Raw genomic sequence first — 25,669 nt, 5'->3', positions numbered from 1 at the left:
GCCATGTCACTTCCCGCACTGTTTTTGACTGCCGCCGGCGTGGGCCTGGCGGTTGCCGCACCGGTGGGCCCGATGGGCATGCTGTGCATCCGCCGCACGCTGACCGACGGACCGCGCGCGGGGCTGGCCATCGGCTTCGGCATTGCCTGCGGCGATGCGGCGTACGGCCTGGTCGCCGCGCTTGGGCTGGTGGGCGTTTCGCAGTTCATGCTGGCCTACGACAGGCCGCTGCATATCGCGGCGGGGCTGTTCCTGCTCTATCTGGGCCTGCGTACGTTCTTCCAGAAACCCGCCGACCAGCCGGCCACGCTGCGCGCCAACGGATCGTGGTGGCGCGCCTATGCCAGCGCCTTTCTGCTGACGCTGACCAATCCGCAGACCGTCATCATGTTTGCCGCGCTGTTCGCCACGCTGGCGCCGCGCGGCCCGTTCTCGACCACCATCGCCATGACCACGGTGCTGGGCGTGTTCTGCGGATCGATTGCATGGTGGTGCGTGCTGGTGACGATGGTGTCCGGCGCGCGCCATGCGCTGGGCGCGCGCGTGCGCCAATGGATCGACCGCATCGCCGGTCTGGCTCTGGCGGCCTTCGGCGTGGCGGAGATCCGCCGGGCGATGTAGGCGGCCGTTGTAATGGCGATTGGCGCGATGCCAGCACGGCGCGCGCCATCGTCAGGCCGCGGCGATCACTCGGCCTTGGCGCCCGAGTCCTTTGCCACCTTGGTCCACTTGACGGTTTCTGTCTTGATAAAGCCGGCCAGCTGCGGCGGCGTCATGTCGCCCGCGGTCACGCCCTGTTCCTCGAAACGCTTCTGCACGTCGGGCAGCTTGAGCACACGCGCCAGTTCGGCGCTCATGCGCTGGCGAATCGGCTCGGGCGTGGCGCGCGGCGCCATCAGCGCGTACCACGTGGTCACTTCATAACCGGGCACGCCGCTTTCGGCCACGGTCGGCACGCCGGGATACGCGGCCGAACGCTTTGCCGACGTCACGGCCAGCGCGCGCACCTTGCCGCTCTTCACATGCGGATTGGCCGACGGGCTGGTTTCGATCGCCATCTGGATCTGGCCGGCGATCAGGTCCGTCATCATCGGCGCGCCGCCCTTGTACGGCACATGCGCGATATCGGTGCCGGTGGAAGCGCGGAACAGCTCGCCGGACAGGTGTTCGGTGCTGCCGATACCGGCCGACCCATAGTTGACCTTGCCCGGATTGGCCTTGATGTAGGCAATCAGCTCCGGCACCGTCCTGGCCGGGATCGACGGATTGACCAGCAGCACGTTGGGCGTCAGGGCAACCATGCCGATCGGCTCCAGGTCCTTCTGAAAATCGTACGGCAAGGTCTTGTAGATGCCCGGCGCCATGGTGTGGGCCACGGTGGCCAGCAGATACGTATAGCCATCGGGATTGGCCCGCGCCACCAGCGCGCCGCCGATGGTGCCACCCGCGCCGGGCCGGTTGTCGACCACCACGGGCTGGCCTAGCGCCTCGCCCAGGCGCTGGCCCACGGCGCGGCCAATGATGTCCGTGGTGCCGCCCGACGCAAACGGCACGACCAGCGTGATCGGCTTGGACGGCCAGGTGTCGGCGGCCAGCGCGGCCGGCGCGACGGTGGCGGCAAAGCCGGCCGCGACGGTCATGGCGGCCGCGGCCAGCGTCCTGAGCGCGCGGCGGCGCGGCATACGTGGGGTCATGCGAGTCTCCTGGGGAATCTTTCCCGACCCTTTGGATACGCGGGCGGGATTATTGGAATCGTTGGACCCACGCACTCTACGGGCCGCGCGACGCGCGTGCCAGCCCCGCCCCGGCGGACGGTGTTCAGGATTTGTGAAGGGTCGCGCCGGGCCAGCGGCCGGCAGTCACCAGTTGGCGCGCCACCTGTTCGAGCACGCTGCGCGCGGCAAGTCCCGCAGGCGACAGCTCATCGTCGGACAGGCTTACCAGGCGGTTCGGACGGCTCACGCCGGCATCGGTGATTTCGATCAGCGTCAGCGGATCGCCCAGATGCCGCGCCACGGCCGCGCCGGGCTGGATCGTCGCCCCAATGCCCGCGCGAACGGCGTCCATCAACACCGCCAGCCCGTCGATTTCCGCGACGACGTTGAGCGGACGCTGATTACGCGCAGCCGCCGCATTGAGCACGGCGCGCAGGCCGTGCGCGCCGCTGGGCAGGATCAGCGGCAGATCGCCGATGTCGTCGAGCCGCATCGTTTTGGCGGCGGGCAGGCCGGGTTGATCGGGACGCGCAATCACGAACAGGCGTTCTTCCAGTAGCGGCTGCGCGCTCCAGCGCTGGCCCGGTTCCTCCTGGAACAGCACGGCGAGGTCGAGCTGGCGCGCACCGATCATCGCCGCCAGTCCGCCCGACAAGCTTTCCACCAGATGCAGGCGAATATCGGGATAGCGTTCGCGCATCGCCAGCATGAACGCTGGTCCCAGCACGGCCAGCGTGCTGGGCGCCATGCCGACGCTGACGTGCCCTGACAAGCGTGCGGTGCGCGCGGCATGGGCAGCATCGTCCGCATGACGCAGCGCCAGTTGCGCCTGCCGCCAGAACGCCAAGCCGGCATCGGTCGGCACTACGCCTGTGGATGTGCGCTGCAGCAGCCGCGTCGACAGTTCGCTTTCCAGCCGGCTGATCTGCTGGCTCAGCGCCGATGTCACCACGCCAAGCCGCTGCGCCGCCTGCCCCATGCTGCCGAGTTCCACCACGTGCACGAAGTAGCGCAGTTGCCGCAGTTCCATTTCCCGATCCCGTCACGAAGAGCCGCTATTGTGCCTGCCACGCCTGCGCAGCGGCAAAGGAGTGACGCCCACAGCGACGGCCTAGGCCCGCCCGAATGCCTCGCGCAGTTTTTGCTTGGCTTTCTGCAACGTGGCGCGCCGCGTCTTCGGCAGGTTGCGCCCGGCGCGGTTGATGTAGAAATTGAGCATCGACATTGCCGATTGGTACGGCGTGCCTTTGCGCCGACGGCTGCGCATGGCCGATTGCTTCAGCGACTCGGCGATGGCCGCGGGCGAATCGGCCTTGAAGATGTCGGCTTTGAGGTCCATCGCATCGCTGGTTTCGGTCACGTGCTGTGACCAGCGACGCGCATGACGGCGCGCGCCGCCGCTGCGGGGGCGGTGGCGAACGGTCTTTTTTGAAGTCGAGGAAGCGGCCATTTGCGTTGTCTCCTATACGAGGTCCTGCACCATGTCCTGCACCGGGCGGCGCATGGCCGCACCAGTTAAAGGCATGCGCAGCGACATCCGTGCCAGCGATGCATCGCCAATCGCGAAAGGCCCGCGCGCGGCGCGGGTTGACCCATGGACCGCGATGGCCGAGCATGGGTCGTCGTGTCTTCGGGAGGCGGCGATGCGGGCGTAAGCGCCCGCGCATCGCTTGCCGGTGGCTCATCCCGCGCTTGCCGCAGTTTTTTCTCACAGGTTTTTCAACCGGAGGTTCACGCATGCCAAGCCAATCCACGCCACTCTGGCCCACCTGGCCAATGCCCGCGTTCACGCTGCAGGCCTTTGTGCCGTTTGACAACTCGTTGCTGGAAAACTGGCAAAAAATGATGGGCCTGAACACCGATTTCACTACGTCGATGATGCAGGAAGCGCAATTCGACTGGGCGTCGTGCTTCATGCCGCAGGAGCCTGAGGAGCTTTACGCGCGGCAGTGGACTAGCCAGATGCCGATGCTGTCGATTCCGCTGCACTACGCCACGGCAATGCTCGAACTGGGCGCCGCCACGCAGCGTATGTGGATGGACGCCTGGGGCCATCTGCTCGGCGTGCCGGCGCTGCTGCCGGCCATGCCCGTGATGCCCGATATCGCGGCGGTTGCTACCGCCAGCGGCGATGTGATCGATGTGCCGGCGGTGCAAGTTCGCGAAACGCCACGCGCGCGTAAATCCCGGCCACATTGAACCGCAAGGCATGGTGCCAGGGACTATGCTTGCAGAGGCAGCAAACCGGCTTGCATCATGCCGCCCGCCCGATGGCTTCAATGGGCGCACTCGGGCGGGGCCATTGATATCGCGCCCAATCTGGCGAGGCTCCCCATGAGCAAGACACTTCTTTCCAGCCTGATCGTCGCCGCGGCAGCGGTTGCGATGGCGCCGCTGGCACACGCGCAAACCAAGCAGTTCGATCCGTATAGCCAGGGCGCCAGAGCGGGCAAGGCCGATCCATACACCGACGGCGCGAAGAACAGCAAACCCGATCCGTACACCGATGGCGGCAAGACTGGCAAGTTCGACGCCTATACCGATGGCGCCAATCAGTCGACGCGAACCGACCTGGCGCCCACCGCCAAGACGGACCCGTACACCGACGGTGCGAAGACCGGCAAGTACGATCCGTACACGGACGGCGCGCGCTCGGACAAGTACAACCCCTACACGGACGGCGCCCGGACCGACAAGTAACCAACCCAAAGTCCAACCAGAACCAACCAGAAACCCACCAGAAACACAGCGCGCCATGGCGCGCTTGCCTTGCGCGCGAGCCTCGCGCAGAGTTTCCCTCCCGGCCCCGTCATTGCCAGACGGAGCCGGGAGCCCCCGCTGTTCCGTCACCCTGCTTACTATCCCGCTGCCGGCGACAATCGCCAGCCAATCCTCCAGGTAATCACCAAGGAATCACGAATCGCTGCAATAATCGACACCCTTGCGGCGACGCAACATAGTGGTCCTCCTCCGAACAGCCGATTTGCCCGGGACGGACCGACCTTGCAGAATACGGCTTGTGACTTGCCCGCCAAGCCGCCAGCCGATCCCATCGATGACCCAGGCCGCCCCCGCTTTCGTCGACCCTCCGTTGCGCTTTGGACCCTTCACGCTGCATGCGGCTCATGGCCTGCTGCTGGAAGACGGCCGTCCGCTCCGGATCGGCGTGCGCGCCCGCAATCTGTTGCTGGCACTGGTGGCGCGCGCCGGCGAAGTCGTCAGCAAGCAGGAACTGATCAGCCTGGCATGGCCCGATGGCGATGCCGAGGAAGCAACGCTGCGCGTGCATCTGAGCGCGCTGCGCAAGCTGCTTGGCGATGGCCAGGGCGGCACGCGGTTTATCGCCAGCGTGGCGGGACGCGGCTACTGCTTTGTCGCGCCGGTCACACGGCAGCCGCCGGCCACGACATCGGCGCACGCCACGCCACACGCCGCCACATCGCACAATCTTCCCGCCCGTGTCACCCGCATGATCGGCCGCGACGACCTCGTTGCCGCGCTGGCCCAGAGCCTGCCCGAATGGCGGCTGCTGACGCTGTGCGGCGCGGGCGGCATGGGCAAGACCACCATCGCGCTGGCGCTGGCCGAACGCGTGCTGCCGCGCTATGCCGACGGCGTGCGCTTTGTCGACCTGGGCCGCGTGGCCGATCCGGCGCTGGTCAACGGCGCACTCGCCGCCACGCTGGGCATGACTTCCGACGCCACATCGTCCGCCGCGCTGGTGCAGGCGTTAGCGAACCGGCGGATGCTGATCGTGCTGGACAGCTGCGAGCATCTGATCGATGCCGTGGCGGTGCTGGTGCTGACCCTGCTGCGCGCCACACCCGGCGTGCACGTGTTGGTCACCAGCCGCGAACCGCTGCGCTGCGACGGCGAATGGGTGCAGCGCGTGCCGCCGCTGGCGCTGCCCGGGCCCCGGCAACAGATCAGCGCCGCCGAAGCGATGCGATATGCGGCGGTACAACTGTTCGTCGAGCGCGCGATCCATAGCGCCGATACGTTCCAGTTGCAGGACGACGACGCGCGCGGCGTGGTGGATCTGTGCGCAAGCCTCGACGGCATGCCGCTGGCCATCGAACTGGTTGCCGCGCAGGCGCATGCATTCGGCATCGACACGCTGCGCGACCTGCTCGCCAACCGGTTTCAGATCGAAGCCTGGAACAGCGAACTGGTGCCGCCGCGACATCGCACGTTGCGCGCGCTGCTGGACTGGAGCTACGACACGCTCGAAGAACGCGAGCGCACGCTGCTGAAGCGGCTATCGGTGTTTGCCGGCGATTTCACGCTGGCCGACGCGCGCGCAGTGGTGACCGGCGCGCAGATTGATCGCGGCGACGTGGTGGCAGGCATTGCCGCACTGGTGGCGAAATCGCTGGTCTCGGTCGACGCCAGCGAGCAGACCGTACGTTACCGGCTGCCCGGCACCACGCGCGCCTACGCGCGGCAACGGCTGACGCAGAGTGGCGCGCGGCGCGCCCTGCTGGCCAGCCACGCACGCTACTGGCGCACCACGCTGCACGCCGCATGGATCGACGAACCCGCGCTGGGGCAGGTGGGGTGGACCAACCGTTTTGGCGGCGCGATCGACGACGTGCGCGCCGCCATCGGATGGGCCCTGTCGGCCGATGGCGATGCCGATCTGGGCGCCACGCTGATCCTGGCCGCGCTGCCGCTGGGCTATTACCTGTCGCGGCTCGACGAATTCTGCGGCTATGCGGCGCGTGCGCTGGCGATGGCCGACGACGGCGCGGTCACGCTCGACGCCACGCTGGTGGCGCGCCTGCGCGTGGCATTAGGCACGCTGATCTATCACACGCGCGGGCTCGAAGCCGGCGCCGAGGACGCCTACGAACGCGCGTTGGCGGCCACCGCTGCGCTGCCGCAAACCGGCCCGCATATCCAGGCGTTGACCGGCATCGCCATGCTTGCGCTGGCGCGCGGCGACTACGCAGGCGGACGCCGGCACGGCGCAGCGATGCGCGCGCTGGCCGCGCGCGACGCCGATCCGCTCGCGCAGGTCTGGGCCGATCACACGCTGGCATTGGCGCATCACTATCTCGGCGATCACCGCACCGCGCGCGAACTGGCCTCGCGCGTGTCGCATGACCCAAGCCCGCTGGTGCATCCCGTCGACAATCTCACCGCGCTGGTGGATCGGCGCGTCTGCATGCGTCTGGTGCTCGCGCGCACGCTATGGCTGGAAGGCAGCGCCGACAGCGCCGCCGAAATGGCCGACCAGTGCGTCGCCCTGGCGCTCGACGACATGCCGCTTTCGCTGGCCCAGGCGCTGGCATTTGCCGCGTGCCCGATCGCGCTGTGGCGCGGCGACGAAGCTGCGCTGCACGGCTACGCCGCGCGCTTGCACGAACATTCGGCGCGCCATGCGCTGGTGGCATGGCACGGCTGGACGGATCTGCTCGACGCCGCGCTGCGCCTGCGCGACCAGGACGGCGCCGTGGCCGCGTCGCCGCTCGCGCGTCAGCAACTACTCGCCCGCATCGCGCATACCGGCGGCAAGCAGGCCGACCTCTACGCCACGTTCGGTGCGCCGTTCCTGACGCCGCTGGCCATATCGCGCGCGCAGGCCGGCGTATCGGGCTGGTGCATGGCAGAAGTGCGGCGCGTGGCCGCGGAGCATGCGCCGGACCGTCATACGGACGCCGGACGCATCGCCGCGGCGCAAGCATTCCAGGACATCCTCGCGCTGGCGCGCCGTCAGGGCGCGCGGGCGTGGGAGCTGCGCACCGCACTGAGCCTGGCCCGCGTGTGGCGCGAACAAGGCCATGCAGCCAGGGCCGGCGACCTGTTGCACGACACTTGCGCGCACTTCAGCGAAGGGCACGACACGGCCGACTATCGCGCCGCGCAGGCGCTGGCCCAGGCGTGCGCGCAGCCATGAACCCAACACCCGACATGGCGAGCGTCGAAGCCGAAACCGATACCACGAATGCCACCAATGCCACCGTTGCCACCGAGTGCGCGCTGGCGTGGCGTAGCGGATCGTTGACGATGTGGCCGGCGCAACGTCAGCTGACGCTGCATGGCCAGCCGCTTGCCTTGGGCAGCCGCGCGTTCGACATCCTCGCCGCTCTGCTGCGGCAAGCCGGCGACGTAGTGTCGCGCGACACACTGACTGCCGCCGCGTGGCCTGGCCTCGTTGTCGAGGAAAGCAGTCTGCGGGTGCAGGTCGCCCAGTTGCGGCGCGCGCTGGGCAGCCACGGCACCGCGATCGAAAACGTGCCGGGACGCGGCTATCGCTACAACGGCGCGGTCGACACGATACCGATAACAAATGCGCCCACGCACGGCGCGTGGCCCGGCGGCCTTCCCCACCGGCTGGCGGCGATGGTCGGACGCGATGTGGATGCGGTGCGTCTGCAGATCCAGCTCGACACCGCGCGGCTGGTCACGGTGGTCGGCATGGGCGGCATCGGCAAGACCACGCTGGCGCTGGAAGCGGTGGATCGTTGGCCGCGCGACGCGGACGGCGTGTGCTTCATCGACGTCAGCATGCTGTCCGACGCCGCGCATCTGCCGCGTGCACTGGCCAGCACTATGGGCGTGGCACCCAGCGACGAGATCGGCATGCTGGCCCGGTCGGTGGCCGGCAAGCGTACGCTGATCGTATTCGATAGCTGCGAAGCCGCGCCGGCAGCCGTTGCACACTGCATCGCGCAACTACTATCGGTGGCGGGGCCGTCGGTGCTTGCCACCAGCCGCGAGCCGCTGCGCCTGCCTGAAGAACGCGTCGTGCCGCTGCTGCCCTTGGCGGTGCCGCCGGAGAGCGACACGCCGATCACGGCCCATGCGGCGATGCAGTTCGCCGCGGTCCAGTTGTTCGTCTCGCGCGCCCAGGCCAGCGCCGCGGAATTCGTGCTCAACGACCGCGACGCACCGACCGTGGCCGCGCTGTGCCGCAGGCTGGAAGGCGTGCCACTGGCCATCGAGCTTGCCGCAGCCAGCGTCGACGCATTCGGCGTGCTCGGCCTGCTCGATCATGTGGACGCACGCTATGCGCTGCTCGACGTGCAGCGGCGCTGCACCCACCCCCGCCAGCGCTCGCTCAGGGCGTCGATGAACTGGAGCGTAGGCCGTCTGCCCGGCGACGAGCGTCGCGCGCTGCAGCGCCTGTGCGCGGCCAACGGCCCTTTCAACCTGTCGCAGGCCGCCGCACTGACCGGCATCGACACGCCCGCCGTCCACGCGCTGCTCCAGTCCCTGTCCGCCCGCTCGCTACTGGTGCCGCTGCCCGATGCCCACTTCAGACTGTGCGCGATCACTCGCGCGTTCATGTCGCAGCAGTAGAAGGCTGGGGCGATTCGCGCGATTCGGCATCGCGGGATCAAGCGCGCAAATCAACGGCGAAGGAACGCCCGATGTAAAGCCGGCATCGCCGTCCCGCTTCAATTTCCAACCTAAAAAAGGTTCGACGAGGAATTCCGGTGAAGGCTGCACTGGAAAATTCGTCTGACCGCCCCGCTCCAAGGACTTAATTTCCTCGGCTCACACCAATCAACCGCTCCCGCCCTATACTGCATCCGTCTCTTCACACCGCGATGAACAATGGAATACGCACCAGGCATCAGCCAGTTGGCTGGATTGCTGGCCGATCCGGGGCGCGCCGCCATGTTGTGGGCGCTGATGGACGGCAGCGCGCGGCCGGCCGGGGAGTTGGCGATGATTGCGGGGTTGTCCGCGTCGTCCACAAGCGGGCATTTGGCGCGGTTGTCCGAAGGCGGGCTGCTCGCCGTGGAAACGCGCGGTCGCAATCGCTATTACCGGCTGGCCGCGCCTGAGATCGGCGCCGCCATCGAGGCGCTGGCCACGGCTTCGCTGGCCAGTCAGCCGCCGCGCATGCGTGCCGTGCCGGTCTCCAGAACCGCACCGCCCGCGCTGCGGCAGGCGCGCACCTGCTACGACCATATGGCCGGGGAACTCGCAGTGGGTCTTTTCGAACGAATGTCGCAGGCGGGCTGGCTGGCCGTGCATGGCAGCCAGGTCGACCTGACCGGCGATGGTGCGCAGGCGATGACGCACCTGGGCATCGACCTCGACGCCACGCGCCGCAAGCGCCGGCAATTCGCCTGCACCTGTCCGGACTGGAGCGAGCGCAAGCCGCATCTTGGCGGGGCGCTCGGCGCGGCGTTGCTGCAAGCGCTGCTGCAGCGCGGCTGGATCGAAGCCACCACGCGCTCGCGCGCGCTGCGCGTCACCCCGCACGGGCAGCGCGAAATCGGCAAAATGGCCGCTTGAGCCAAGTTTCGACATCAAAGGAGAAAGGAGCAGCACATGTCGATCGAACTGGAAGACGACGCACAGGACGCCGTGAGCCGGCTGTTTGCGCTGATCAATCTTGGCGATTCGCAGCAGAGCGCGCGTCATCTGGCGCTGCTGGAAGAGGCGCTCGAAGACGCCGAGGAAGACGAGGCCGACGCGGAAGCGCTGCTTTACCAGATCAAGGAAATCATCGACTGGGAAGCAGGTTTCTACGTCGACTGGAAAGACGTGGAATCGTTTATCGGCTGCCTGAACCAGCTCTGCGAACGCATCGATCTGGAAATCGACTGGGGCACCGACGATCCCGAAGACGAGGATTTTCTGGAAGGCACCAGCGTGCCCGAACTGATGGAGCTGGCCACCGACCAGTTGCGCGTGGCGGGCTACACGCTATGGAACTGGGATACCGGCGGCGATGCCTACGCGGGCTGGATTACGCGCAGCGAGGACGACGACGAAATGCTGGAAATCGCCGAAACACTCGCCTTCGATCTGCGCAGCGGCGATCAGCCGTACTGAGCCTGGCGCAGACGCACGGCGCAATCGGCTTCGACAAGTTTGCGCCGAGGTGCGCTGCCGATGGCGCGCGGCTCCGGCGATCCGTCGGTGGGCGCGCGCGATTCGCGGCGAGCCGCCGCTATTCCAGCGACAGCACCGTGGGCGTGCCGTCGTCGCCCGCCGGTTGCTCGACGATCGATGCCTGGGCGGCTTCCGGCAGCGGCGTGGCGCGCGGTGCGGGGCGGCGCGTTTCCGGCACGCCGAGCGTTTCTTCCAGCGCGTTCAGGAATGCCCGCACGCTGGCCGGCATCAGTTTGCGGGCGGGCATCAGCACGTAAACCTTCAGCGGCGACGAACTGTAGCCCGGCAGTACGCGCACCAGTTGCCCTTGCACCAGTTGTTCATGCACGAAACGCGGCGACAGGCGCGTGATGCCAAGCCCATCCACCGCGGCCTTGAGCCGCACTTCCGCGTTGTGCGTGCAAATGCGCGGTTGCACATCCATCGAAAACGTTTCCACGTGGTCGCGCAGGAATTCCCAATGCGTGTCGTCCAGATTGCCGACCGTCGGCCAGCCAACCAGATCCTGCGGCGAGCGAGGCAGACCGCGCTCGCGGATCAGTGACGGCGCGGCGTAGAAGGCGCGCTCGATCAGCACCACGCGCTTGCTGGCAAAAGAGCTGTCGTGCAGGCCCGTGTCGGTCATCACGAAGGCGAGGTCATAACCGTGGCGAATCAGGTCGGGCTGATCCCAACTGACGTCGAGCTGTACGCGTAGCGATGGATGCTGCTTGAGCAGACGATTCAGCGTGGGTGACAAATGCTGCGAGCCCACTTCATACGGCGTGGCGATGCGGATGGTGCCACTGACCTCGTCGCTGACCGATGCCGCTTCCGCGCTGATTTCCCGCAGCGCGCCAAACAGTGGCGAAACGCGATCGTAGAGTTGCTGGCCGCGCTGCGTCACGCGCACGCGGCGCGTGGTGCGCTCGAACAGGCGCACGCCCAATTGCCCCTCCAGGCGTGCCACCGCGGCACTTGCCGACGACTTTGGAACTTCCGCCAGTTCGGCCCCCTGCGTGAAGCCCCCACCTTCCACCACGCGGCAGAAGATTTCCCAGTCTTTCCAGTCAATCGATTTCATGCGACACCTTCATACGATATTTTTCTCAGTCAGACACCGGGAAAACCCTGATCGGTGCGCGCGATTGTCCCACAACGCGAACAATGATGAAGCCCATGTCCACAGCATGGATATTTCAGCAGCATGACAGCGAGATGACGTTTGCCGATTTTTGTCTCGTATGCACCACTCATGCATATCGGGAAAGCCATGATTGAGAATCGGTCTCATTTGCCTCTAGCATCCACACGTCGCCCGATCAGGGGCTTTTTGCTGGAGTTGGCATGAACAAGACCACCGCATTTGCCGCATTGGCCATCGTGGCCGCAGGCGGAACGTTTTCCACTGCTGCACTGGCCGGCGCCAACTGCGAAAAACATCCCAAGTCGGAATGGATCTCGGAGGCCGACGCCAAGGCAAAAATCGAAGCCCAGGGCTACAACATCAAGAAGTTCAAGATCGACGGCAATTGCTACGAGATCTACGGCACCACCAAGGACGGCAAGAAAGCCGAGATCTACTTCGATACCAAGACGCTCGACATCGTCAAATCCGAAATCGGGAAGTAGGCATGGGCGTTCCGGCTGCAGACGCGCGCGGCTGGGTCCGTGTCTGGGATCCGGTGGTGCGCATTACGCACTGGGGCGTGGCCGCCATCGTGTGCTATGACCTGATCGACGATTCGGGCGGGCCGTGGCACCGCTATGTCGGCTATGTTGCAGCCGGGCTCGTGCTGGCGCGCATCGCGTGGGGTTTCGTGGGTAGCGAGCACGCGCGCTTTGGCGCGTGGCTGCCGCGTCCCGCTGGCGTGCTCGCCTATGGCCGCGCATTGATGCAAGGCCGTGCGCCGCGCTTTGTCAGCCACACGCCGCTGGGCGCCGTGACGATGCTGGCGATGTGGGCGCTGATCCTGGCCCTGGCGGTCACCGGCTGGATGTCGCGCCTGGACCCGTTCTGGGGTGAAGACTGGCCCATCGACATCCATCGCTGGCTGTCCAACGCGCTGCTCGGGCTGGTTCTGCTGCACATCGCGGCCGCTATCGCCATGAGCATCAAGGGCCGCGAAAACCTCGTCGCCGCCATGCTGACGGGCCGCAAGCGGCGCGGCAGAGAACTTCCGCCGCAGCGCTGAGCCGTCAAAGCGACGCACCGGGCGACTCACTAAACGATCGCCGAACGATCCTGTCCGCATCGCCATGATCCGGGGCGCGCAACGGGCGTACCATGTGCCGACCGCCGATGCCCCGCCCTGTGCGGCACCGGCTTGTGCCCCCTACGCAATCGGAGAATGGCAATGAAAATCCTGATGGTGCTGACCTCTCACGACCAGCTCGGCAATACCGGCAAGAAGACGGGATTCTGGCTGGAAGAGTTTGCCGCGCCCTACTACGTGTTCAAGGATGCGGGCGTCCAGATCACGCTGGCATCGCCCAAGGGCGGCCAGCCGCCGATCGACCCGAAGAGCGACGATCCGGGCGCGCAGACCGATGCGACGCGTCGCTTCCAGGCTGACGCCGAAGCGCGCCGCGAACTGGCGTCGACAAGGACGCTCGACCAGGTCGATGTTGGCGATTTCGACGCCGTGTTTTATCCGGGCGGCCACGGCCCACTGTGGGATCTCGCTGAAGACAAGCGGTCGATCGCGTTGATCGAGGCATTCGACCGCGCCGGCAAGCCGGTCGGGGCGGTATGCCATGCGCCCGGCGTGCTGCGTCACGTGAAAGGCGCCGATGGGCAGCCGCTGGTCAAGGGCCGCAACGTCACCGGCTTCACCAATTCCGAAGAAGAGGCCGTGCAATTGACCAACGTGGTGCCGTTTCTGGTGGAAGACATGCTCAAGCAGCATGGCGCGAATTTCTCGCGGACCGACGATTGGGGCAGCTACGCGATCACCGATGGGAAGCTGGTCACGGGCCAGAATCCCGCATCGTCGGAAGCGGCCGCGCATGCACTGTTGAAACTGCTGGGCAAGTAAGCACGCCGGGTGCCGGCGCGGATGCCGCGTGATCGCGGCGCGGTTCGGGTGTGAGCGCGGCGATGGCGCAACAGCCAGCGCACCGCCAAACACACGATCGCATAGCCGAATCGCCAAAAGCTGTGGCATAGTTGCCGCCATTGAATGCGCGATATCGGGAGAGTCCGTGCCAGCCGCCTGGCAGGTACGGCGCCGAAGGAGCAACCGCCCCGGAAACTCTCAGGCAAACGGACCGGTATCGCTATTGCACTCTGAAGAACTGCCGGCGCGCACGTCCGCCGGCGGTACCGAAGGAGCAAGCGGTGCGCGGCTACCCGCCGGGCATGGCGAAATCTCTCAGGTCAAGGACAGAGGGGGCGTCCACGACAGCGCATGGTGCGCCGTGGACTGCCATCCCATGACGTCCCGAAAGACCTTTCCATGAAAACCATTGCAGTAATTGGCGGCGGAATTACCGGCGTCACGACCGCTTACGCGCTGGCCCGGCGCGGTTTCTCCGTCACGCTGTTCGAACGCCACCGCTATGCGGCGATGGAGACGTCGTTTGCCAATGGCGGCCAGTTGTCGGCGTCGAATGCGGAAGTCTGGACGCACTGGTCGACGCTCGTTAAAGGCATCAAATGGATGCTGCGCAACGATGCCCCGCTGTTGGTGAATCCGCGCCCGTCATGGCACAAGCTGAGCTGGTTCGGCGAGTTCATCGCATCGATCCCGCACTATCGTGCCAACACAATCGAAACCGCGCGTCTGGCCATCGCCGCGCGTCAGCATCTGTTCGACTGGGCGCAGGCCGAAGGCATCGACTTCGACCTGAAGCGACGCGGCATCCTGCATATTTACCGCAACAAGGCCGGGTTCGATCATGCCGGCCGCGTATCGGCGCTGCTGGCCGAAGGCGGACTGGAACGCCGGGCGGTCACGCCCGACGAAATGCGCGCGATCGAGCCAACACTGGCGGGGCGCTATTACGGCGGCTACTACACCGAGAGCGACGCCACCGGCGACATCCACAAGTTCACCACCGGCCTGGCCGCGGCCATCGACCGGCATGGCGTAGAGACGCTGTACAACCAGGAAGTGCGCAGCGTATCCGCCACGGGTCGCCGCGCGACAGTGATATCGGCGCAGGACGGCCTGCCGGCGTCGCGTGAATTCGACGGCGTGGTGGTGTGCGCGGGCGTGGGCAGCCGCGCCTTTGCCCGGCAGTTGGGCGATCGCGTGAACATCTATCCGGTCAAGGGCTATTCGATCACGGTGAACCTGACCGACGCGCAAAGCCAGGCGGGTGCGCCGACCGTAAGCCTGCTGGACGACGAAACCAAGCTTGTGACGAGCCGGCTCGGCGCGGACCGCTTCCGCGTGGCTGGCACCGCCGAGTTCAACGGCGTCAATCGCGACATCCGCGCAGACCGGATTCGTCCGCTGATCGACTGGGTGCATCAGTGTTTCCCCGGCGTCAGCACGCGCAGCGTGGTGCCATGGGCGGGCCTGCGGCCGATGATGCCGAACATGATGCCGCGCGTGGGCCGCGGTCATGCCGCCAATGTGTTCTACAACACCGGGCACGGGCATCTGGGCTGGACATTGTCGGCGGTCACCGCCGAAATGGTCGGCGATGTGGTGCGGCAGTCGGTTGCGCCGGATCCGCGCGTGACGATCGGCGATCTGGCGGTGGGACGGCGCTGAGTCCCCGCGGGAAGTCCACAGGGACTTCCCTTTCTGGGCCAAGAAATGAAAAAGCCCTGCTCGTTGAGCAGGGCTTTCGAATTGGTGCCCAGAAGAGGACTCGGTCACCCATGCGCGACCCCGGGATTGCGCCAGCAGGCGCAATCCTTTCGAGTCCCCACGGGAAGTCCGCCGGGACTTCCCTTTCTGGGCCGGAAATGAAAAAGCCCTGCTCGTTGAGCAGGGCTTTCGAATTGGTGCCCAGAAGAGGACTCGAACCTCCACAGTGTTGCCACCGCTAGGACCTGAACCTAGTGCGTCTACCAATTCCGCCATCTGGGCTTCGTCTCGCAGCATGGCTGCTGCGATGCGAGCGCCGAATTCTACAGAAGCCTTTGGAATTTGCAAGCGCTTTGTTGCAGCGATTCGCGTCAGTTGCTTTGCAAGCCCAGATAGACACTGCCGTCGATCACGTAGCGATTGCGGCCAGCGCGTTTGGCGCGGTACATCGCGCTGTCGGCGCGGTGCAGCAGCGGCTCCAGGCGCGGGGCTTCCGGCACGTCGCATACCGCGCCCACGCTGATCGTGACCAGCGGCTGCACCGGCGTGCCGTTGTGCGGAATGCCCAGGTCGCGTACGGCGGCCACCATGTTGCGCGCCACGCGGCGCGTCTCGTCAAGATCGGAATCCGGCAGTATCACGGCGAATTCCTCGCCGCCCAGCCGCGCGCAGAACTGCTCTCCGCGCAGCACGCCGGTCAGCGCCTCAGCCACCTTGCGCAGGCATTCGTCGCCAACCGGATGACCATAGAGATCGTTGTATTGCTTGAAGAGATCGACATCGAGGATCAGCAGGCCCACTTCCTTGCCAAGTTCGTGAGCGCGCGCCACCACGTCGAGCGAGGCGCGCTGGAAGAAGCGGCGGTTCGGAATATTCGTCAGCGCGTCGATGTCGAGATCGGCCTGCACGCGCGACAGTTGCTCCTCGGTTTCGCCAAGCTGGGTGGCCAGCGCGCGTTCGCGCGATTGATAGCGGCGGATGTCGCGCATGAACACCAGCATGCCGATTTCCTTGCCGTCCATCCGGCACACCGGCTCGGCGGTCAGTTCAAGGCCGGCGCGTTCCACGATATGGGGATTGGCATCGCCGGCCGCGGTCAGCACTTCGTCCCACTCGGGCGGACAAAGCTGGCCGCGCCGGATCTCGGGCAGCAGGCGCACCGCGGCGGGATTGAATTCGACGATGCGCCCGCCCGCGCCCAGAATCACGCAGCCCTCGCGGATCGTGTCGAACACGCGCAGCCGCGCATAGTGGCCGATGTCGTCCAGATGCGTGCGCAGCGCGCACAGCCAGACCAGCACCGCCATCAGCGAAAACGTGGCCGGCGTGAGATCGCCCCCGAGCGGCCCCGTCCAGCGATACAGGTAGGCGATATGCGCCATCAGCGGCAGCATCAGTCCGACCACCAGCACATTGCGTCCGCGCCGGGACAGCGCCGCATTGGGAACATCGGCGGTGAGCAAAAAATACAAGCTCAGCGCCAGCAGCGCGTAAACCCAGCCCGCGGCGATCGTATAGCCGATGCCATGCCGGAACACCGCCCCGGGCGACACGCCGCGCGGCATCAGCTCGATCGACGTCCAGATCAGGTGATGGTGTTCGTTTGTAAATACCAGCAGCAGCGTCAGTACTGCCGCCAGCACGGGCACGCACAGCAACGACCACGGCACCACGTAGCGCGGCCGGCTGACGTGGACCATCGCCACCAGCCAGCCGATCGGCACGGCGACGATGCCCAGGTACTGGAACTTTGCCCAGAAAATGCGTCCGGCCAGCGTGGTCTCGCTGATTTCCAGCAGTCGGCCGCCGCTCCAGATCGCCACGCCCGCGGACAGCACCAGAAATGCGCGCACCGTGGGATCGTCCCGCCGTGGCCATGCGGCGACGGCCATGCCCACACTGCAAACGACGGCAATGGTCAGGCAAAGGACGAGAGGATACGATGGCATGGAAATTGACCGGAGCGAATGACAGCCCCGGGGCACTGCGGAGCGGCTCATTATAGGCTGGCGCCGTCGCGCCCAGAACGCGTGCACGCCGCCACGCGCGGTACAAGCGCCGATTCACTGCCGCTGTGTCGCCATCGTCCAACAACCATCTTTCCGGAAACCTACGTGCCTTTCATTTTGCTTGGCCTGGCGCTGATCGGCGCCTTCATCTACGGCCTGGTCCGGCTCTATCAGCGCGTGGCCGGCGCGTTTGGCGTGCTGGCCGGCACCGTTGCGGTGCTGGCGATTCTGGCGGTGCTGAGCGCGCTGTTCCTGGCGTGGCTGCGGCGTTATCGCGCAATCCATGGCCGACGCCTCCACGGCGAGCGCGAGGTGATGGTGTCGGGCGAATGGGGCAGCCTGCGGCTCGATGCCGAGCGCAAGAACGGCGTACTGCAGATGGATGGCCAGCGCGAAGTGTTGATCTTTGCCGACATCGCCGACGCTCAGCCGCAAGCGCGCCAGGGGCGCTGGCATGTGATGCTCTCCTTGCGGCACCATCGGCAGGCCGAATTCGCGATCCCGATGCCCGATCGCGCTACCGCCGCACGCTGGCAGAAAATCCTCCGGCTCGCGGCGGCGCAAAAGCTGTAGTGCGGGCAGCCGCGCACACGGCAAGGGCCACGCGAAAGGCACGCCCTGCGCTGCACGGCATCGCGCGCCATCCTGCGCCGCGTCTTCAGCGCTGGAACGGCGCGCCCATTGGCTTGAGCCGGATCCCGGGCGCCAGGCGCGTCCACGGCAAGTCGGCCGGATCGGCAGTCATCGGACCGGGCGCCTTGGCCACCAGCACCGCATGCGCAATGCCCTGGAAATCGGCACGGAAGTGCACCGAACTCTTGTTCACCAGGATTTTCATCGCCTCCGGCTCCACGCCGCCGACGCGATACAGGTTTCGGTCCAGCATCTGCGCCTTGCCGCCGCTGACCACCACCTGCACGCCGTCGATGCCGAGCAGCGCCACCGGCCCGACATCGGCCAGCATGCCGTGCATCATCGGGCCGCCAAAGCGGCACACGCCATCGGACAGTTTCAGCACTTCGAAGCGTGCCTGCAGCGGTTCGTCGCCCGCAACGCCGCTGACGCCGCCGAGCGCCACGTCGATCACCGCCCCCACCCCGGCGCGATGCGCGGCGGCGGCCACGGCCGGGTCCCAGATCAGTCCGATGGCCGCCTGCTGCGCGCCGTTGCGCAGCAGCGCGCGCAACATGCCCATCGTGTTGGAATCCCCGCCGGCGCCGGGATTGTCCTGCGTATCGGCGATGACCACGGGCTGCGTGGCGTCCTGCGCCATGCGCATGGCCTCGCGCACCGCTTCATCGGGCGACAGGAACGGCACTTCCCATGCCGCTTCCTCGGCCAGCATGCGGTCGTACAGCGCCTGCACCGCCGCGTTCACGGCATCCGCGTCCTGGCCATAGCCCCAGATCACCGGCCCGCATTCAGGAAAATCGGCCGCGGGAAATCCGGGCGCGAAAGACAGCGACGCCACGCCGTCGCGCTCGAGCGAGTCCAGCTGCGCGTACATGCCGCGCGCCGGTTCCAGCATGGTGCACATGCCGTTGATGGGAATCAGGAACGGCAGCCGGCGCGCCGCGCGATGCCACGGTGCGCCGGCGCCGAGCCGCGCCTGCAGCAGCGCCGCGGCACGTTCGCCGGTATCCGCCATGTCGACGTGCGGGTAGGTGCGATACGCCACCAGCGCGTCAGCCGCATCGAGCATGGCCTGCGTGACGTTGGCGTGCAGGTCGAGCGACGCCACCATCGGCACATGCTGACCGATCACCGCGCGCAGGCGCGCCAGCAGCGTGCCCTCGCCATCGTCGGCATGCTCGGCCACCATCGCGCCGTGCAGGTCGAGATAGATCGCGTCGAAGCCGCCTGCGCGCGCCGCTGCCACGATCTCTCCGGCGATCCGTTCGAACGCGTCTTCGGTGACATGCGCCGAGGGGCTCGCGCCGGCCCACACCACCGGGCGCAGCGTCCACCCGTAGCGCTGCGCGGCCCGGATGAATCCGCCTGCGGGAATGTTCACGTCGCGCAGCGCCAGCACATCGTCGCCGCGCGCCATCGCCGGAAATCCCTCGCCGCGCTCGAAGCTGGCGTAGGTGGCCTTGGACGGCGCGAAGGTGTTGGTCTCGTGCTGAAAGCCGGCGATCAGAATCGTTGCTGCCAATTGCTTCTCCTCATTCATGCTCAGTCATGCCTTGCCGCGCGCGTTGCCGACTGCCTGCGTGGCGTCGGCGCGCTGCTCGTCGCTTCAGGCGGTAGCCGCCGCGCCGTGCGGCGACGGCATGCGGTTGACGATCAGCGTGATCGCGCCGGCCACCAGCAGGCCAACCATCACGAACAAGCCTGCCTGCATGCTGCCGGTTGCGGTGCGCACCCAGCCGATGATGGTCGGGCTCAGGAATCCGCCGATCAGGCCGATTGTGTTGATCAGCGCGATGCCGCCCGCTGCGGCCTCGCCCTTCAGGTATTGCGACGGAATCGCCCAGAACACGGTGTAGGCGGTCCACATCATCGCGGTGGCAATGGTCATGCACAGCAGCGAGATGGCCAGATTGCCGCTCGACATCGTTGCCACGGCCAACGCAACCGCGCCTACCAGCGCCGGCACCGCACTATGCAGACGGCGCTCGCCGCGGCGGTCCGAACGACGGCCGATCACGACCATCGCAATCGCGGCGGCGATGTACGGGATCATCGAGTAATAGCCGATCTGCATGGTGTCCGTCACGCCGTCCGCCTTGAGGATCGACGGCAGCCAGAAGCTTACGGCGTAGATGCCGCAAATCATCGTGAAGTAGGCAAACGCCAGCAGATACACGCGCGGATCGCGCGCCACCTGTGCGAACGAATGGTGGCCGGACGCCGGCGCGTGCAGCTGTGCGGCGAGCAGGCGCTTTTCCTCTTCGCTCAGCCACCTGGCGTCGGCGGGGCGATCGGCCAGCACACGCAGCGCGAGCACACCCAGCAGCACACACGGCAGCCCTTCGACCAGGAACATCCATTGCCAGCCTTCCAGGCCATGCGCGCCGGACAGACCCGTCATCAGCCACGTCGACAACGGCGAGCCGAAGATCCCGCCGATCGGCCCGGCCAGCATTACCACCGCCATCACGCGCGCCATGCGCTGCTGGCCGTACCAGTACGTCAGGTAGAAGATCATGCCCGGCGCAAAGCCGGCCTCGAACACGCCAAGCAAAAAGCGCATCACGTAAAACGTGGTTTCGTCGCGCACAAACATCATGCCCGCCGACGTCAGTCCCCAGAGCACCAGAATGCGGCTGATGGTCTTGCGCGCACCAATGCGAGGCAGCAGCAGGTTGCTGGGAATCTCGAACAACACATAACCGAAGAAAAAGATGCCCGCGCCGAGTCCGTACACGGCATCGGAAAAACCGAGATCGCTTTGCATCTGCAGCTTGGCAAAGCCGATATTGACGCGATCGAGGTACGCGAATGTGTAGCAGATCAGCAGAAACGGCAGCAGGCGCCAGTTCAGCTTGCGGTACAGCGCCTCATAGGCGGCGTGCGCCGTGGTGGTGCGTGGGGGCAGTGCGGCGGACATGTCTATCTCTCCCGTGGTCGGCCTGGTGGATGCGATGGGCGTTGTGCGGTCGCTGTCTTGTTGTTTGGCAAGATCGTCGGGCAGATGAAAAAACAGAGCAAGAGCAACTTAAGTCGGCTATCGTTGCCCATTCGGCAACACCATCGGCAATGCATCATGCGAGAACTGAACCAGCGTCGTCTGCGCTATTTCCATGAAGTCCTCACACACGGATCGATACGCGGCGCGGCCGACAGCATCAACACGTCGCCCTCTGTCATCACGCGGCAGATCCGCCTGCTCGAAGACGAAGTAGGCGCGCCGTTGTTCGACCGGCACGCGCGCGGCGTGCAGCCCACCGAGGCCGCCTTGCATCTGCTCGAATACTGGCGCGGCTGCCGCGCGCAGCAGGAATTGTTCGAGGACCGTCTGCAGGCTTTGCGCGGGCTGCAGCACGGCCAGGTGCGCATCGCCACCAGCGAAGGGTATGTCGATGGATTGATGGACGACGTGCTGACCGATTTCTGCGCGCAGTATCCGCGGCTCGATGTCACTGTCGACACGCTGCCCGTGAACAACGTGCTGCAGGAAGTGGCAGAAAGCCGCGCGCATATCGGGCTGGCCTACAACCCGCCCTCGCACGCCGACATCACCTGGGTGGCCACGTCGCCGCAGCCGGTGGTGCTGCTGGTGCGCGCCGGGCATCCGCTGGCGCGGCGCGGCGGCAAGGTCAACGTGCGGGAGCTGGGCAATTACCCGCTGGCGCTGATGCCGCCCGCCTTCGGGCTCGGACAGGTGGTGCAGATGCTGGCCTATACCGAAAACGTGCAGATCCGGCCCACGCTGACCACCAATTCGCTGGCGGTGCTGCGGCACTTTGTGAAGCGCCACGACGGCATCACGCTGATGGGCGCATTTGCCGCGTACCGCGAACTGGAATCGGGGGAGCTGGTGACGCTGCCCATCGCGCATCCGCTGTTCGAAGCCGCCAAGGCGCGCGTGCTGGTAAAGGCCGGCCGGCCACTGGGCGTGGCCGCCAATACGCTGCTGGGCTGCATCCTGCGCGACATGCCGATGTTTGCCGCACCGGCGCCGCGCGCGCGTGCGCGTGCTCATCCGGCCAAGGCGACGACGCCACGCCAGCGTCCGCGAAAATCGCCGCAAGGCTGACGGTGCGGCTAGAATCGACGCTCATTCTTCCAGGAGCCCACCGATGACGATGACAGCAAGCAAGCGATACTGGAAACTGGCCGCCGTTGCAGGTGCGGCGGCGATGGTCACGATGATGGCCGGATGCGCATCGAAGGCGCCGGACAGCGCCGTGCCCGATCCCGGCCCGCAAGGCGGCCGCGGCACGCCGGAGGGCTGCCAGGCCGACAAGGTCGGCGACGACGCGCTGATCGGCAAGACCGAGGCCGAAGCGGCCGCGCTGCTGAAGGGCTGCGCGTGGCGCTTTGGCAATCGCGAGGGCCAGCATATGCCCGGCACGATGGACTACAACCCGCAGCGCCGCACCATCGACGTCATGCAGGGCAAAGTGACGGCGGTACGGCGCGGCTGAAGTTGCTTCGGGGCTAGCGCCGGCTGCGCTCGCCGCCGCGCGAATCCATGATGATCATGGTGCGGTCGAGTACGCCGGCGTCGTCGAAGTAGGCGCTGAAGTGCGCCGGGACATAGCCGGGCAGATACATCCGGTACGACCACGCCTCCCGCTTCATCAACGCGTAGTACTGGATCGGCTCGCGCGGACGGCCCCAGCGTTCCAGCACGTCCTGCTTGGTCCACGTGCCCGGGCGCGCCGTATAGACTTCGTTTTCCGTCAGCATCTGGCGAAAGCCGCTCAGACGGCCGCCGGCATCGAAGTCGGCGGCATAGATCTCATAGCCGTATGGCTGCTTGGAATAGATCCAGCGCTGCGTGCCGTCGGCCCGCTGGAACGTGTCGGTGGGCTCGCCAAACGCCTGGCGCACCGAATCCTGCGGGCTTCCCATCATCTTTTGCGCGGTTTCCACGGGCTGCAGCGTGGTGCAGGCGCTGAGCGCCAGGGCGGCTACGCCTATCCAGGCGCGGAGTCGGAATCGCATGGTGTGTCTCCGGGTATCGACGGAACGGCAGATGAAACTGGGCGCCAAGCTTACTCCACATATCGCCGTCGCCGCATCCCGCCTGTTACGTAAACACACCATGGCGCCCGGTTATTCCATCAACTGCGCGCGCCTTGCCATGCGGGACGCACGATCTCGCGATCGTCGATCGGCCAGTGCAATGCGGCAGCGACCACGCCCAATGCCATCGCGCCGATCCACACCCAATCATAGGAATGCGTGAGCTCGAATACCACGCCGCCGAGCCATACGCCCAGGAACGACCCGAGCTGATGGCCAAAGAAGACGAAGCCGAACAGCGTGGTGATGTACCGCACGCCGAACACCTGCGCAACGATGCCGCTGGTCAGCGGCACGGTGCCGAGCCAGAGAAATCCCATCACGGCTGCAAATGCGTACAGCGTGAACGGGCTGAGCGGCAACAGCACGAACAGTGCCATGACCGAGGTGCGCGCCAGATAGATGCCGGCCAGCAGGTACTTCTTGGTGTGCAGCCCGCCGAGCCAGCCAAACAGGTATGTGCCGGCGATATTGGCCAGCGCGATCACGGCCAGGGCGATCATCGCGCTAGCCGGCGCCATGCCTTTGTCGCGCAGGTAGGCGGGCAGATGGTTGGCGATAAACGCGAGCTGGAAGCCGCAGGCCAGGAATCCCAGGTTTAGCAGCCAGAAACCCGAGTGCCGAAACGCCTCGCGAATCGCGGCCAGCATCGGCGGCGAATCGGCATCGGCTTGCGATCCTGCCCCGGCGCCGGTGCGATCCTGGAACGGCAGCGTCAGCGGCAAGACGAGGATGGCCGCCACCGCGAACACGATCAGCGTGTGTTGCCAGCCGGTCAGCGACAGCAGCGCCTGTGCGGAAGGCACCATCAGGAACTGGCCAATGCCGCCGCAAGCGCCCGCGATACCGAGCGTGCGGCTGCGTTGCGCGGGCGGCACCATGCGGCTCAGTGCGCCGTAGACCACGCCGAAGGTTGTACCGGACTGGGCGATACCGATGCAGATGCCGGCCGTCAGTACGAACAGCGGTGTCGATGGCGCCATCGCCATGCCGCACAAGCCCGCGGCGTACAGCGCCATGCCGCCCAGCATCACGCGCCAGGATCCGAAGCGGTCGGCCAGCATGCCCGTGAACGGCTGCGCCACGCCCCACACCAGATTCTGCACAGCCATCGCCAGCGCGAACGATTCGCGCGTCCAGCCGCGGTCCGCGATCATCGGCAGCAGGAACAGGCCCTGAACGTGGCGCACGCCCAGCGCCAGCCCCATCACCAGTCCAGCCGCCAGCAGCAGAATGGCGCTGCCGCGCCACCACGGCGCGCTGTGCGGCAGACGCAATGCCTCGGCATCATGGCAAGACCTGTGTTGGCGCATCGCGGACTCCTTGAAGACATCGCACAAAAAATCGCTGGAAATGGCTCCATTCCACGCGATTCCGCGACGGCGCTCAAACGACATTTCGTGTCGCCAGCCATGCGTCGCAGGAATGCCAGCGCGGCGGCTTCCGTGCTGTAATAGGGCTCGCCCATCCACACGATCTGCCATGTCCGTTCCGCTCGTCAGGCTGTTCTCGCTCGATCTGCTCAAGGGTTTTGTCGCAGTGGGCCGCCGCATGAGCATCACGCAGGCAGCCGACGACCTGTGCCTGACGCAATCCGCCGTCAGCCGCCAGATCCGCGCGCTGGAAGACCAGTTGCAGGTGCGGCTGTTCGTGCGGCAGCACCGCGGCGTCGCCTTCACGCCGGAAGGCGAGCGACTGTTCCGCAGCGCCGATGGCGCAATGCAGCAATTGCAGGATGTGGCCGCCGAACTCCGCAGGCGCGATGGCCCGCAGCCCGTGACCGTCACCGCCAGCATTGGCGTGGCGGGCTTGTGGCTGTTGCCGCGCCTCGGCACGTTGCAGCGCCAGCATCCGCATCTCGATGTGCGGCTGTCGGCCAGCAACCAGCTCAGCGACCTGCGCGCCGACGGCATCGACCTGGCGATCCGCTACTGCGCGGCGGCCGCAGCGCCCGCCCATGCAGAGCATCTGTTCGACGAGACCATCGCGCCGGTGGCCAATCCCACGCTGGGCGCCACGCGCGTGCGTTCCGCCAAGGACCTTGCCGCGCTGCCGCTGCTGGAGTTCGACGACCCCAGGCCGTGGCTGCACTGGCGTAGCTGGCTTGGCGCGCACGGATACCGGCAGGCCAGCCGGCGCGGCATTCTGCGCTTCAACCAGTACGACCAGGTGATTCACGCCGCGCTGGCCGGGCAAGGCGTTGCCCTGGGGCGGCTGGAGTTGATCCAGCCGCTGATCGAGGGCGGACAGCTCCATGTCGTGACATCGGCGGGATCGGCCATGCCCAGCCCCAACGCCTTCTGGCTGATTCACGCCTCCGATCAGCCCCGCGAGGAAGTGCGGCATGTGGCGGCGTGGATCCGCGCCGAAGCCGCGCGCGTCACGTCAGCCGCAACACCAGCCGTTGCGACGGCGCGGGCGTGATCTGGCACAGCACGCTGCCCGTGCCGCGCAACGCGCTCAGGAAATAGGTGCCGTCCCGCGTCACGCGGTGGCTCTGGCCCGCAGCCAGCACGATGTCTGGCGACGCGATGGCGCGCCGCTCCTCGACCGTCATCCACAGGCGCCCCGCTCCGCAATGGACGCGCGCGCCGGCGTGCAACGTCACGGGTATGCAATCCGCATCGATCATCAAATTCCAGGTCATGCC

25 protein-coding genes, 1 tRNA gene and 1 riboswitch are annotated in these 25,669 nt (G+C 66.5%); of the genes, 15 read left to right on the top strand and 11 right to left on the bottom strand.

Annotation, left to right across the window (positions count from 1 at the left end; all coding sequences use genetic code 11):
- Positions 1-3: 3 nt before the first annotated feature.
- Positions 4-621, top strand: a complete 618-nt coding sequence (locus F7R19_RS07195; RefSeq protein ID WP_150979804.1) for a LysE family translocator — start codon at positions 4-6, stop codon at positions 619-621.
- A 65-nt stretch (positions 622-686) separates the two neighbouring features.
- Here the strand turns inward: F7R19_RS07195 and F7R19_RS07190 are convergent, their stop codons facing one another.
- From F7R19_RS07190 to F7R19_RS07180, 3 genes are all read right to left on the bottom strand, one after another.
- Positions 687-1,694: a tripartite tricarboxylate transporter substrate binding protein gene (locus F7R19_RS07190; RefSeq protein ID WP_061953695.1), complete on the bottom strand. Its 1,008-nt coding sequence runs from the start codon at positions 1,692-1,694 to the stop codon at positions 687-689.
- A 124-nt stretch (positions 1,695-1,818) separates the two neighbouring features.
- Complete coding sequence (locus F7R19_RS07185) at positions 1,819-2,745, bottom strand: LysR family transcriptional regulator (RefSeq protein ID WP_061953698.1); 927 nt, start codon at positions 2,743-2,745, stop codon at positions 1,819-1,821.
- Between the two features lie 81 nt (positions 2,746-2,826).
- On the bottom strand, positions 2,827-3,165 hold the full coding sequence (locus F7R19_RS07180; protein ID WP_061953752.1) for a DUF3175 domain-containing protein: 339 nt from the start codon (positions 3,163-3,165) through the stop codon (positions 2,827-2,829).
- A gap of 287 nt (positions 3,166-3,452) precedes the next feature.
- On the opposite strand from F7R19_RS07180, the gene F7R19_RS07175 reads away from it, so the two are divergent.
- From F7R19_RS07175 to F7R19_RS07150, 6 genes are all read left to right on the top strand, one after another.
- Positions 3,453-3,914 carry a polyhydroxyalkanoate granule-associated phasin gene (locus F7R19_RS07175; RefSeq protein WP_061953700.1) on the top strand — a complete coding sequence of 154 codons (462 nt, stop codon included), beginning with the start codon at positions 3,453-3,455 and terminating at the stop codon, positions 3,912-3,914.
- Between the two features lie 135 nt (positions 3,915-4,049).
- Positions 4,050-4,415, top strand: a complete 366-nt coding sequence (locus F7R19_RS07170) for a hypothetical protein (protein WP_150979803.1) — start codon at positions 4,050-4,052, stop codon at positions 4,413-4,415.
- 355 nt (positions 4,416-4,770) lie between these two features.
- The gene (locus tag F7R19_RS07165; RefSeq protein ID WP_150979802.1) at positions 4,771-7,614 is read left to right on the top strand and encodes an ATP-binding protein; all 2,844 of its coding nucleotides are present in this window, start codon (positions 4,771-4,773) and stop codon (positions 7,612-7,614) included.
- Entirely contained in the window at positions 7,611-9,020 is a 1,410-nt protein-coding gene (locus tag F7R19_RS07160) for an ATP-binding protein (RefSeq protein ID WP_170292562.1), read from the top strand. Before F7R19_RS07165 ends, F7R19_RS07160 begins: the two co-directional genes overlap by 4 nt.
- 258 nt (positions 9,021-9,278) lie before the next feature.
- Complete coding sequence (locus F7R19_RS07155) at positions 9,279-9,968, top strand: ArsR/SmtB family transcription factor (RefSeq protein WP_150979800.1); 690 nt, start codon at positions 9,279-9,281, stop codon at positions 9,966-9,968.
- A 36-nt stretch (positions 9,969-10,004) separates the two neighbouring features.
- Entirely contained in the window at positions 10,005-10,511 is a 507-nt protein-coding gene (locus F7R19_RS07150; RefSeq protein WP_061953711.1) for a DUF6630 family protein, read from the top strand.
- Positions 10,512-10,629: 118 nt separating this feature from the next.
- On the opposite strand, the gene F7R19_RS07145 is transcribed toward F7R19_RS07150, so the two are convergent.
- Positions 10,630-11,634, bottom strand: coding sequence for a LysR family transcriptional regulator (locus F7R19_RS07145; protein WP_150979799.1), 1,005 nt, complete (start codon positions 11,632-11,634; stop codon positions 10,630-10,632).
- Between the two features lie 263 nt (positions 11,635-11,897).
- Here F7R19_RS07145 and F7R19_RS07140 point away from each other — a divergent pair, with 263 nt between their 5' ends.
- The 4 genes from F7R19_RS07140 (at position 11,898) to F7R19_RS07125 (ending at position 15,274) form a co-directional block, all read left to right on the top strand.
- Positions 11,898-12,182, top strand: coding sequence for a PepSY domain-containing protein (locus tag F7R19_RS07140; protein WP_061953715.1), 285 nt, complete (start codon positions 11,898-11,900; stop codon positions 12,180-12,182).
- A 2-nt stretch (positions 12,183-12,184) separates the two neighbouring features.
- Complete coding sequence (locus tag F7R19_RS07135; protein WP_150979798.1) at positions 12,185-12,745, top strand: cytochrome b/b6 domain-containing protein; 561 nt, start codon at positions 12,185-12,187, stop codon at positions 12,743-12,745.
- 162 nt (positions 12,746-12,907) lie between these two features.
- On the top strand, positions 12,908-13,588 hold the full coding sequence (locus F7R19_RS07130) for a type 1 glutamine amidotransferase domain-containing protein (protein WP_061953720.1): 681 nt from the start codon (positions 12,908-12,910) through the stop codon (positions 13,586-13,588).
- A gap of 145 nt (positions 13,589-13,733) precedes the next feature.
- A riboswitch (glycine riboswitch) is annotated at positions 13,734-13,833 on the top strand.
- A gap of 175 nt (positions 13,834-14,008) precedes the next feature.
- Positions 14,009-15,274, top strand: coding sequence for a D-amino acid dehydrogenase (locus tag F7R19_RS07125; protein ID WP_223506254.1), 1,266 nt, complete (start codon positions 14,009-14,011; stop codon positions 15,272-15,274).
- Between the two features lie 234 nt (positions 15,275-15,508).
- On the opposite strand, the gene F7R19_RS07120 is transcribed toward F7R19_RS07125, so the two are convergent.
- Both F7R19_RS07120 and F7R19_RS07115 read right to left on the bottom strand, forming a co-directional pair.
- Positions 15,509-15,595, bottom strand: a tRNA-Leu gene (locus F7R19_RS07120).
- Positions 15,596-15,684: 89 nt separating this feature from the next.
- On the bottom strand, positions 15,685-17,262 hold the full coding sequence (locus tag F7R19_RS07115) for a GGDEF domain-containing protein (RefSeq protein WP_150979796.1): 1,578 nt from the start codon (positions 17,260-17,262) through the stop codon (positions 15,685-15,687).
- A 165-nt stretch (positions 17,263-17,427) separates the two neighbouring features.
- Here F7R19_RS07115 and F7R19_RS07110 point away from each other — a divergent pair, with 165 nt between their 5' ends.
- Entirely contained in the window at positions 17,428-17,895 is a 468-nt protein-coding gene (locus F7R19_RS07110; RefSeq protein WP_061953754.1) for a hypothetical protein, read from the top strand.
- 85 nt (positions 17,896-17,980) lie between these two features.
- Here F7R19_RS07110 and F7R19_RS07105 read toward each other — a convergent pair whose 3' ends face one another.
- Complete coding sequence (locus F7R19_RS07105) at positions 17,981-19,477, bottom strand: M81 family metallopeptidase (protein WP_150979795.1); 1,497 nt, start codon at positions 19,475-19,477, stop codon at positions 17,981-17,983.
- Between the two features lie 84 nt (positions 19,478-19,561).
- On the bottom strand, positions 19,562-20,875 hold the full coding sequence (locus tag F7R19_RS07100) for an MFS transporter (RefSeq protein WP_150979794.1): 1,314 nt from the start codon (positions 20,873-20,875) through the stop codon (positions 19,562-19,564).
- Positions 20,876-21,031: 156 nt separating this feature from the next.
- Here F7R19_RS07100 and F7R19_RS07095 point away from each other — a divergent pair, with 156 nt between their 5' ends.
- Both F7R19_RS07095 and F7R19_RS07090 read left to right on the top strand, forming a co-directional pair.
- On the top strand, positions 21,032-22,024 hold the full coding sequence (locus F7R19_RS07095) for a LysR family transcriptional regulator (protein WP_150979793.1): 993 nt from the start codon (positions 21,032-21,034) through the stop codon (positions 22,022-22,024).
- 49 nt (positions 22,025-22,073) lie between these two features.
- Entirely contained in the window at positions 22,074-22,415 is a 342-nt protein-coding gene (locus F7R19_RS07090) for a hypothetical protein (RefSeq protein ID WP_061953756.1), read from the top strand.
- A 13-nt stretch (positions 22,416-22,428) separates the two neighbouring features.
- Here the strand turns inward: F7R19_RS07090 and F7R19_RS07085 are convergent, their stop codons facing one another.
- Together F7R19_RS07085 and F7R19_RS07080 are read right to left on the bottom strand one after the other, a co-directional pair.
- On the bottom strand, positions 22,429-22,938 hold the full coding sequence (locus F7R19_RS07085) for a hypothetical protein (protein ID WP_061953733.1): 510 nt from the start codon (positions 22,936-22,938) through the stop codon (positions 22,429-22,431).
- 119 nt (positions 22,939-23,057) lie between these two features.
- Positions 23,058-24,332 carry an MFS transporter gene (locus F7R19_RS07080; protein ID WP_150979792.1) on the bottom strand — a complete coding sequence of 425 codons (1,275 nt, stop codon included), beginning with the start codon at positions 24,330-24,332 and terminating at the stop codon, positions 23,058-23,060.
- Positions 24,333-24,501: 169 nt separating this feature from the next.
- On the opposite strand from F7R19_RS07080, the gene F7R19_RS07075 reads away from it, so the two are divergent.
- Positions 24,502-25,443 carry a LysR substrate-binding domain-containing protein gene (locus tag F7R19_RS07075; protein WP_150979791.1) on the top strand — a complete coding sequence of 314 codons (942 nt, stop codon included), beginning with the start codon at positions 24,502-24,504 and terminating at the stop codon, positions 25,441-25,443.
- Here F7R19_RS07075 and F7R19_RS29680 read toward each other — a convergent pair.
- Positions 25,400-25,666, bottom strand: coding sequence for a DUF2917 domain-containing protein (locus F7R19_RS29680; RefSeq protein ID WP_157779446.1), 267 nt, complete (start codon positions 25,664-25,666; stop codon positions 25,400-25,402). The two genes, F7R19_RS07075 and F7R19_RS29680, sit on opposite strands and share 44 nt — an antisense overlap.
- Between the last annotated feature and the right edge of the window lie 3 nt (positions 25,667-25,669).

It is taken from the genome of Cupriavidus pauculus (assembly GCF_008801835.1).
In the GTDB taxonomy this organism is placed as follows: Bacteria; Pseudomonadota; Gammaproteobacteria; order Burkholderiales; family Burkholderiaceae; genus Cupriavidus; species Cupriavidus pauculus.
This window is presented reverse-complemented; position numbering and strand designations above follow the sequence as displayed.

Excerpts from the sequence above, each read along its gene's own strand:
- F7R19_RS07195 (WP_150979804.1), top strand. The coding sequence starts at position 4 with ATGTCACTTCCCGCACTGTTTTTGACTGCCGCCGGCGTGGGCCTGGCG.
- F7R19_RS07190 (WP_061953695.1), bottom strand. The coding sequence starts at position 1,694 with ATGACCCCACGTATGCCGCGCCGCCGCGCGCTCAGGACGCTGGCCGCG.
- F7R19_RS07185 (WP_061953698.1), bottom strand. The coding sequence starts at position 2,745 with ATGGAACTGCGGCAACTGCGCTACTTCGTGCACGTGGTGGAACTCGGC.
- F7R19_RS07180 (WP_061953752.1), bottom strand. The coding sequence starts at position 3,165 with ATGGCCGCTTCCTCGACTTCAAAAAAGACCGTTCGCCACCGCCCCCGC.
- F7R19_RS07175 (WP_061953700.1), top strand. The coding sequence starts at position 3,453 with ATGCCAAGCCAATCCACGCCACTCTGGCCCACCTGGCCAATGCCCGCG.
- F7R19_RS07170 (WP_150979803.1), top strand. The coding sequence starts at position 4,050 with ATGAGCAAGACACTTCTTTCCAGCCTGATCGTCGCCGCGGCAGCGGTT.
- F7R19_RS07165 (WP_150979802.1), top strand. The coding sequence starts at position 4,771 with ATGACCCAGGCCGCCCCCGCTTTCGTCGACCCTCCGTTGCGCTTTGGA.
- F7R19_RS07160 (WP_170292562.1), top strand. The coding sequence starts at position 7,611 with ATGAACCCAACACCCGACATGGCGAGCGTCGAAGCCGAAACCGATACC.
- F7R19_RS07155 (WP_150979800.1), top strand. The coding sequence starts at position 9,279 with ATGGAATACGCACCAGGCATCAGCCAGTTGGCTGGATTGCTGGCCGAT.
- F7R19_RS07150 (WP_061953711.1), top strand. The coding sequence starts at position 10,005 with ATGTCGATCGAACTGGAAGACGACGCACAGGACGCCGTGAGCCGGCTG.
- F7R19_RS07145 (WP_150979799.1), bottom strand. The coding sequence starts at position 11,634 with ATGAAATCGATTGACTGGAAAGACTGGGAAATCTTCTGCCGCGTGGTG.
- F7R19_RS07140 (WP_061953715.1), top strand. The coding sequence starts at position 11,898 with ATGAACAAGACCACCGCATTTGCCGCATTGGCCATCGTGGCCGCAGGC.
- F7R19_RS07135 (WP_150979798.1), top strand. The coding sequence starts at position 12,185 with ATGGGCGTTCCGGCTGCAGACGCGCGCGGCTGGGTCCGTGTCTGGGAT.
- F7R19_RS07130 (WP_061953720.1), top strand. The coding sequence starts at position 12,908 with ATGAAAATCCTGATGGTGCTGACCTCTCACGACCAGCTCGGCAATACC.
- F7R19_RS07125 (WP_223506254.1), top strand. The coding sequence starts at position 14,009 with ATGAAAACCATTGCAGTAATTGGCGGCGGAATTACCGGCGTCACGACC.
- F7R19_RS07115 (WP_150979796.1), bottom strand. The coding sequence starts at position 17,262 with ATGCCATCGTATCCTCTCGTCCTTTGCCTGACCATTGCCGTCGTTTGC.
- F7R19_RS07100 (WP_150979794.1), bottom strand. The coding sequence starts at position 20,875 with ATGTCCGCCGCACTGCCCCCACGCACCACCACGGCGCACGCCGCCTAT.
- F7R19_RS07095 (WP_150979793.1), top strand. The coding sequence starts at position 21,032 with ATGCGAGAACTGAACCAGCGTCGTCTGCGCTATTTCCATGAAGTCCTC.
- F7R19_RS07090 (WP_061953756.1), top strand. The coding sequence starts at position 22,074 with ATGACAGCAAGCAAGCGATACTGGAAACTGGCCGCCGTTGCAGGTGCG.
- F7R19_RS07085 (WP_061953733.1), bottom strand. The coding sequence starts at position 22,938 with ATGCGATTCCGACTCCGCGCCTGGATAGGCGTAGCCGCCCTGGCGCTC.
- F7R19_RS07080 (WP_150979792.1), bottom strand. The coding sequence starts at position 24,332 with ATGCGCCAACACAGGTCTTGCCATGATGCCGAGGCATTGCGTCTGCCG.
- F7R19_RS07075 (WP_150979791.1), top strand. The coding sequence starts at position 24,502 with ATGTCCGTTCCGCTCGTCAGGCTGTTCTCGCTCGATCTGCTCAAGGGT.
- F7R19_RS29680 (WP_157779446.1), bottom strand. The coding sequence starts at position 25,666 with ATGACCTGGAATTTGATGATCGATGCGGATTGCATACCCGTGACGTTG.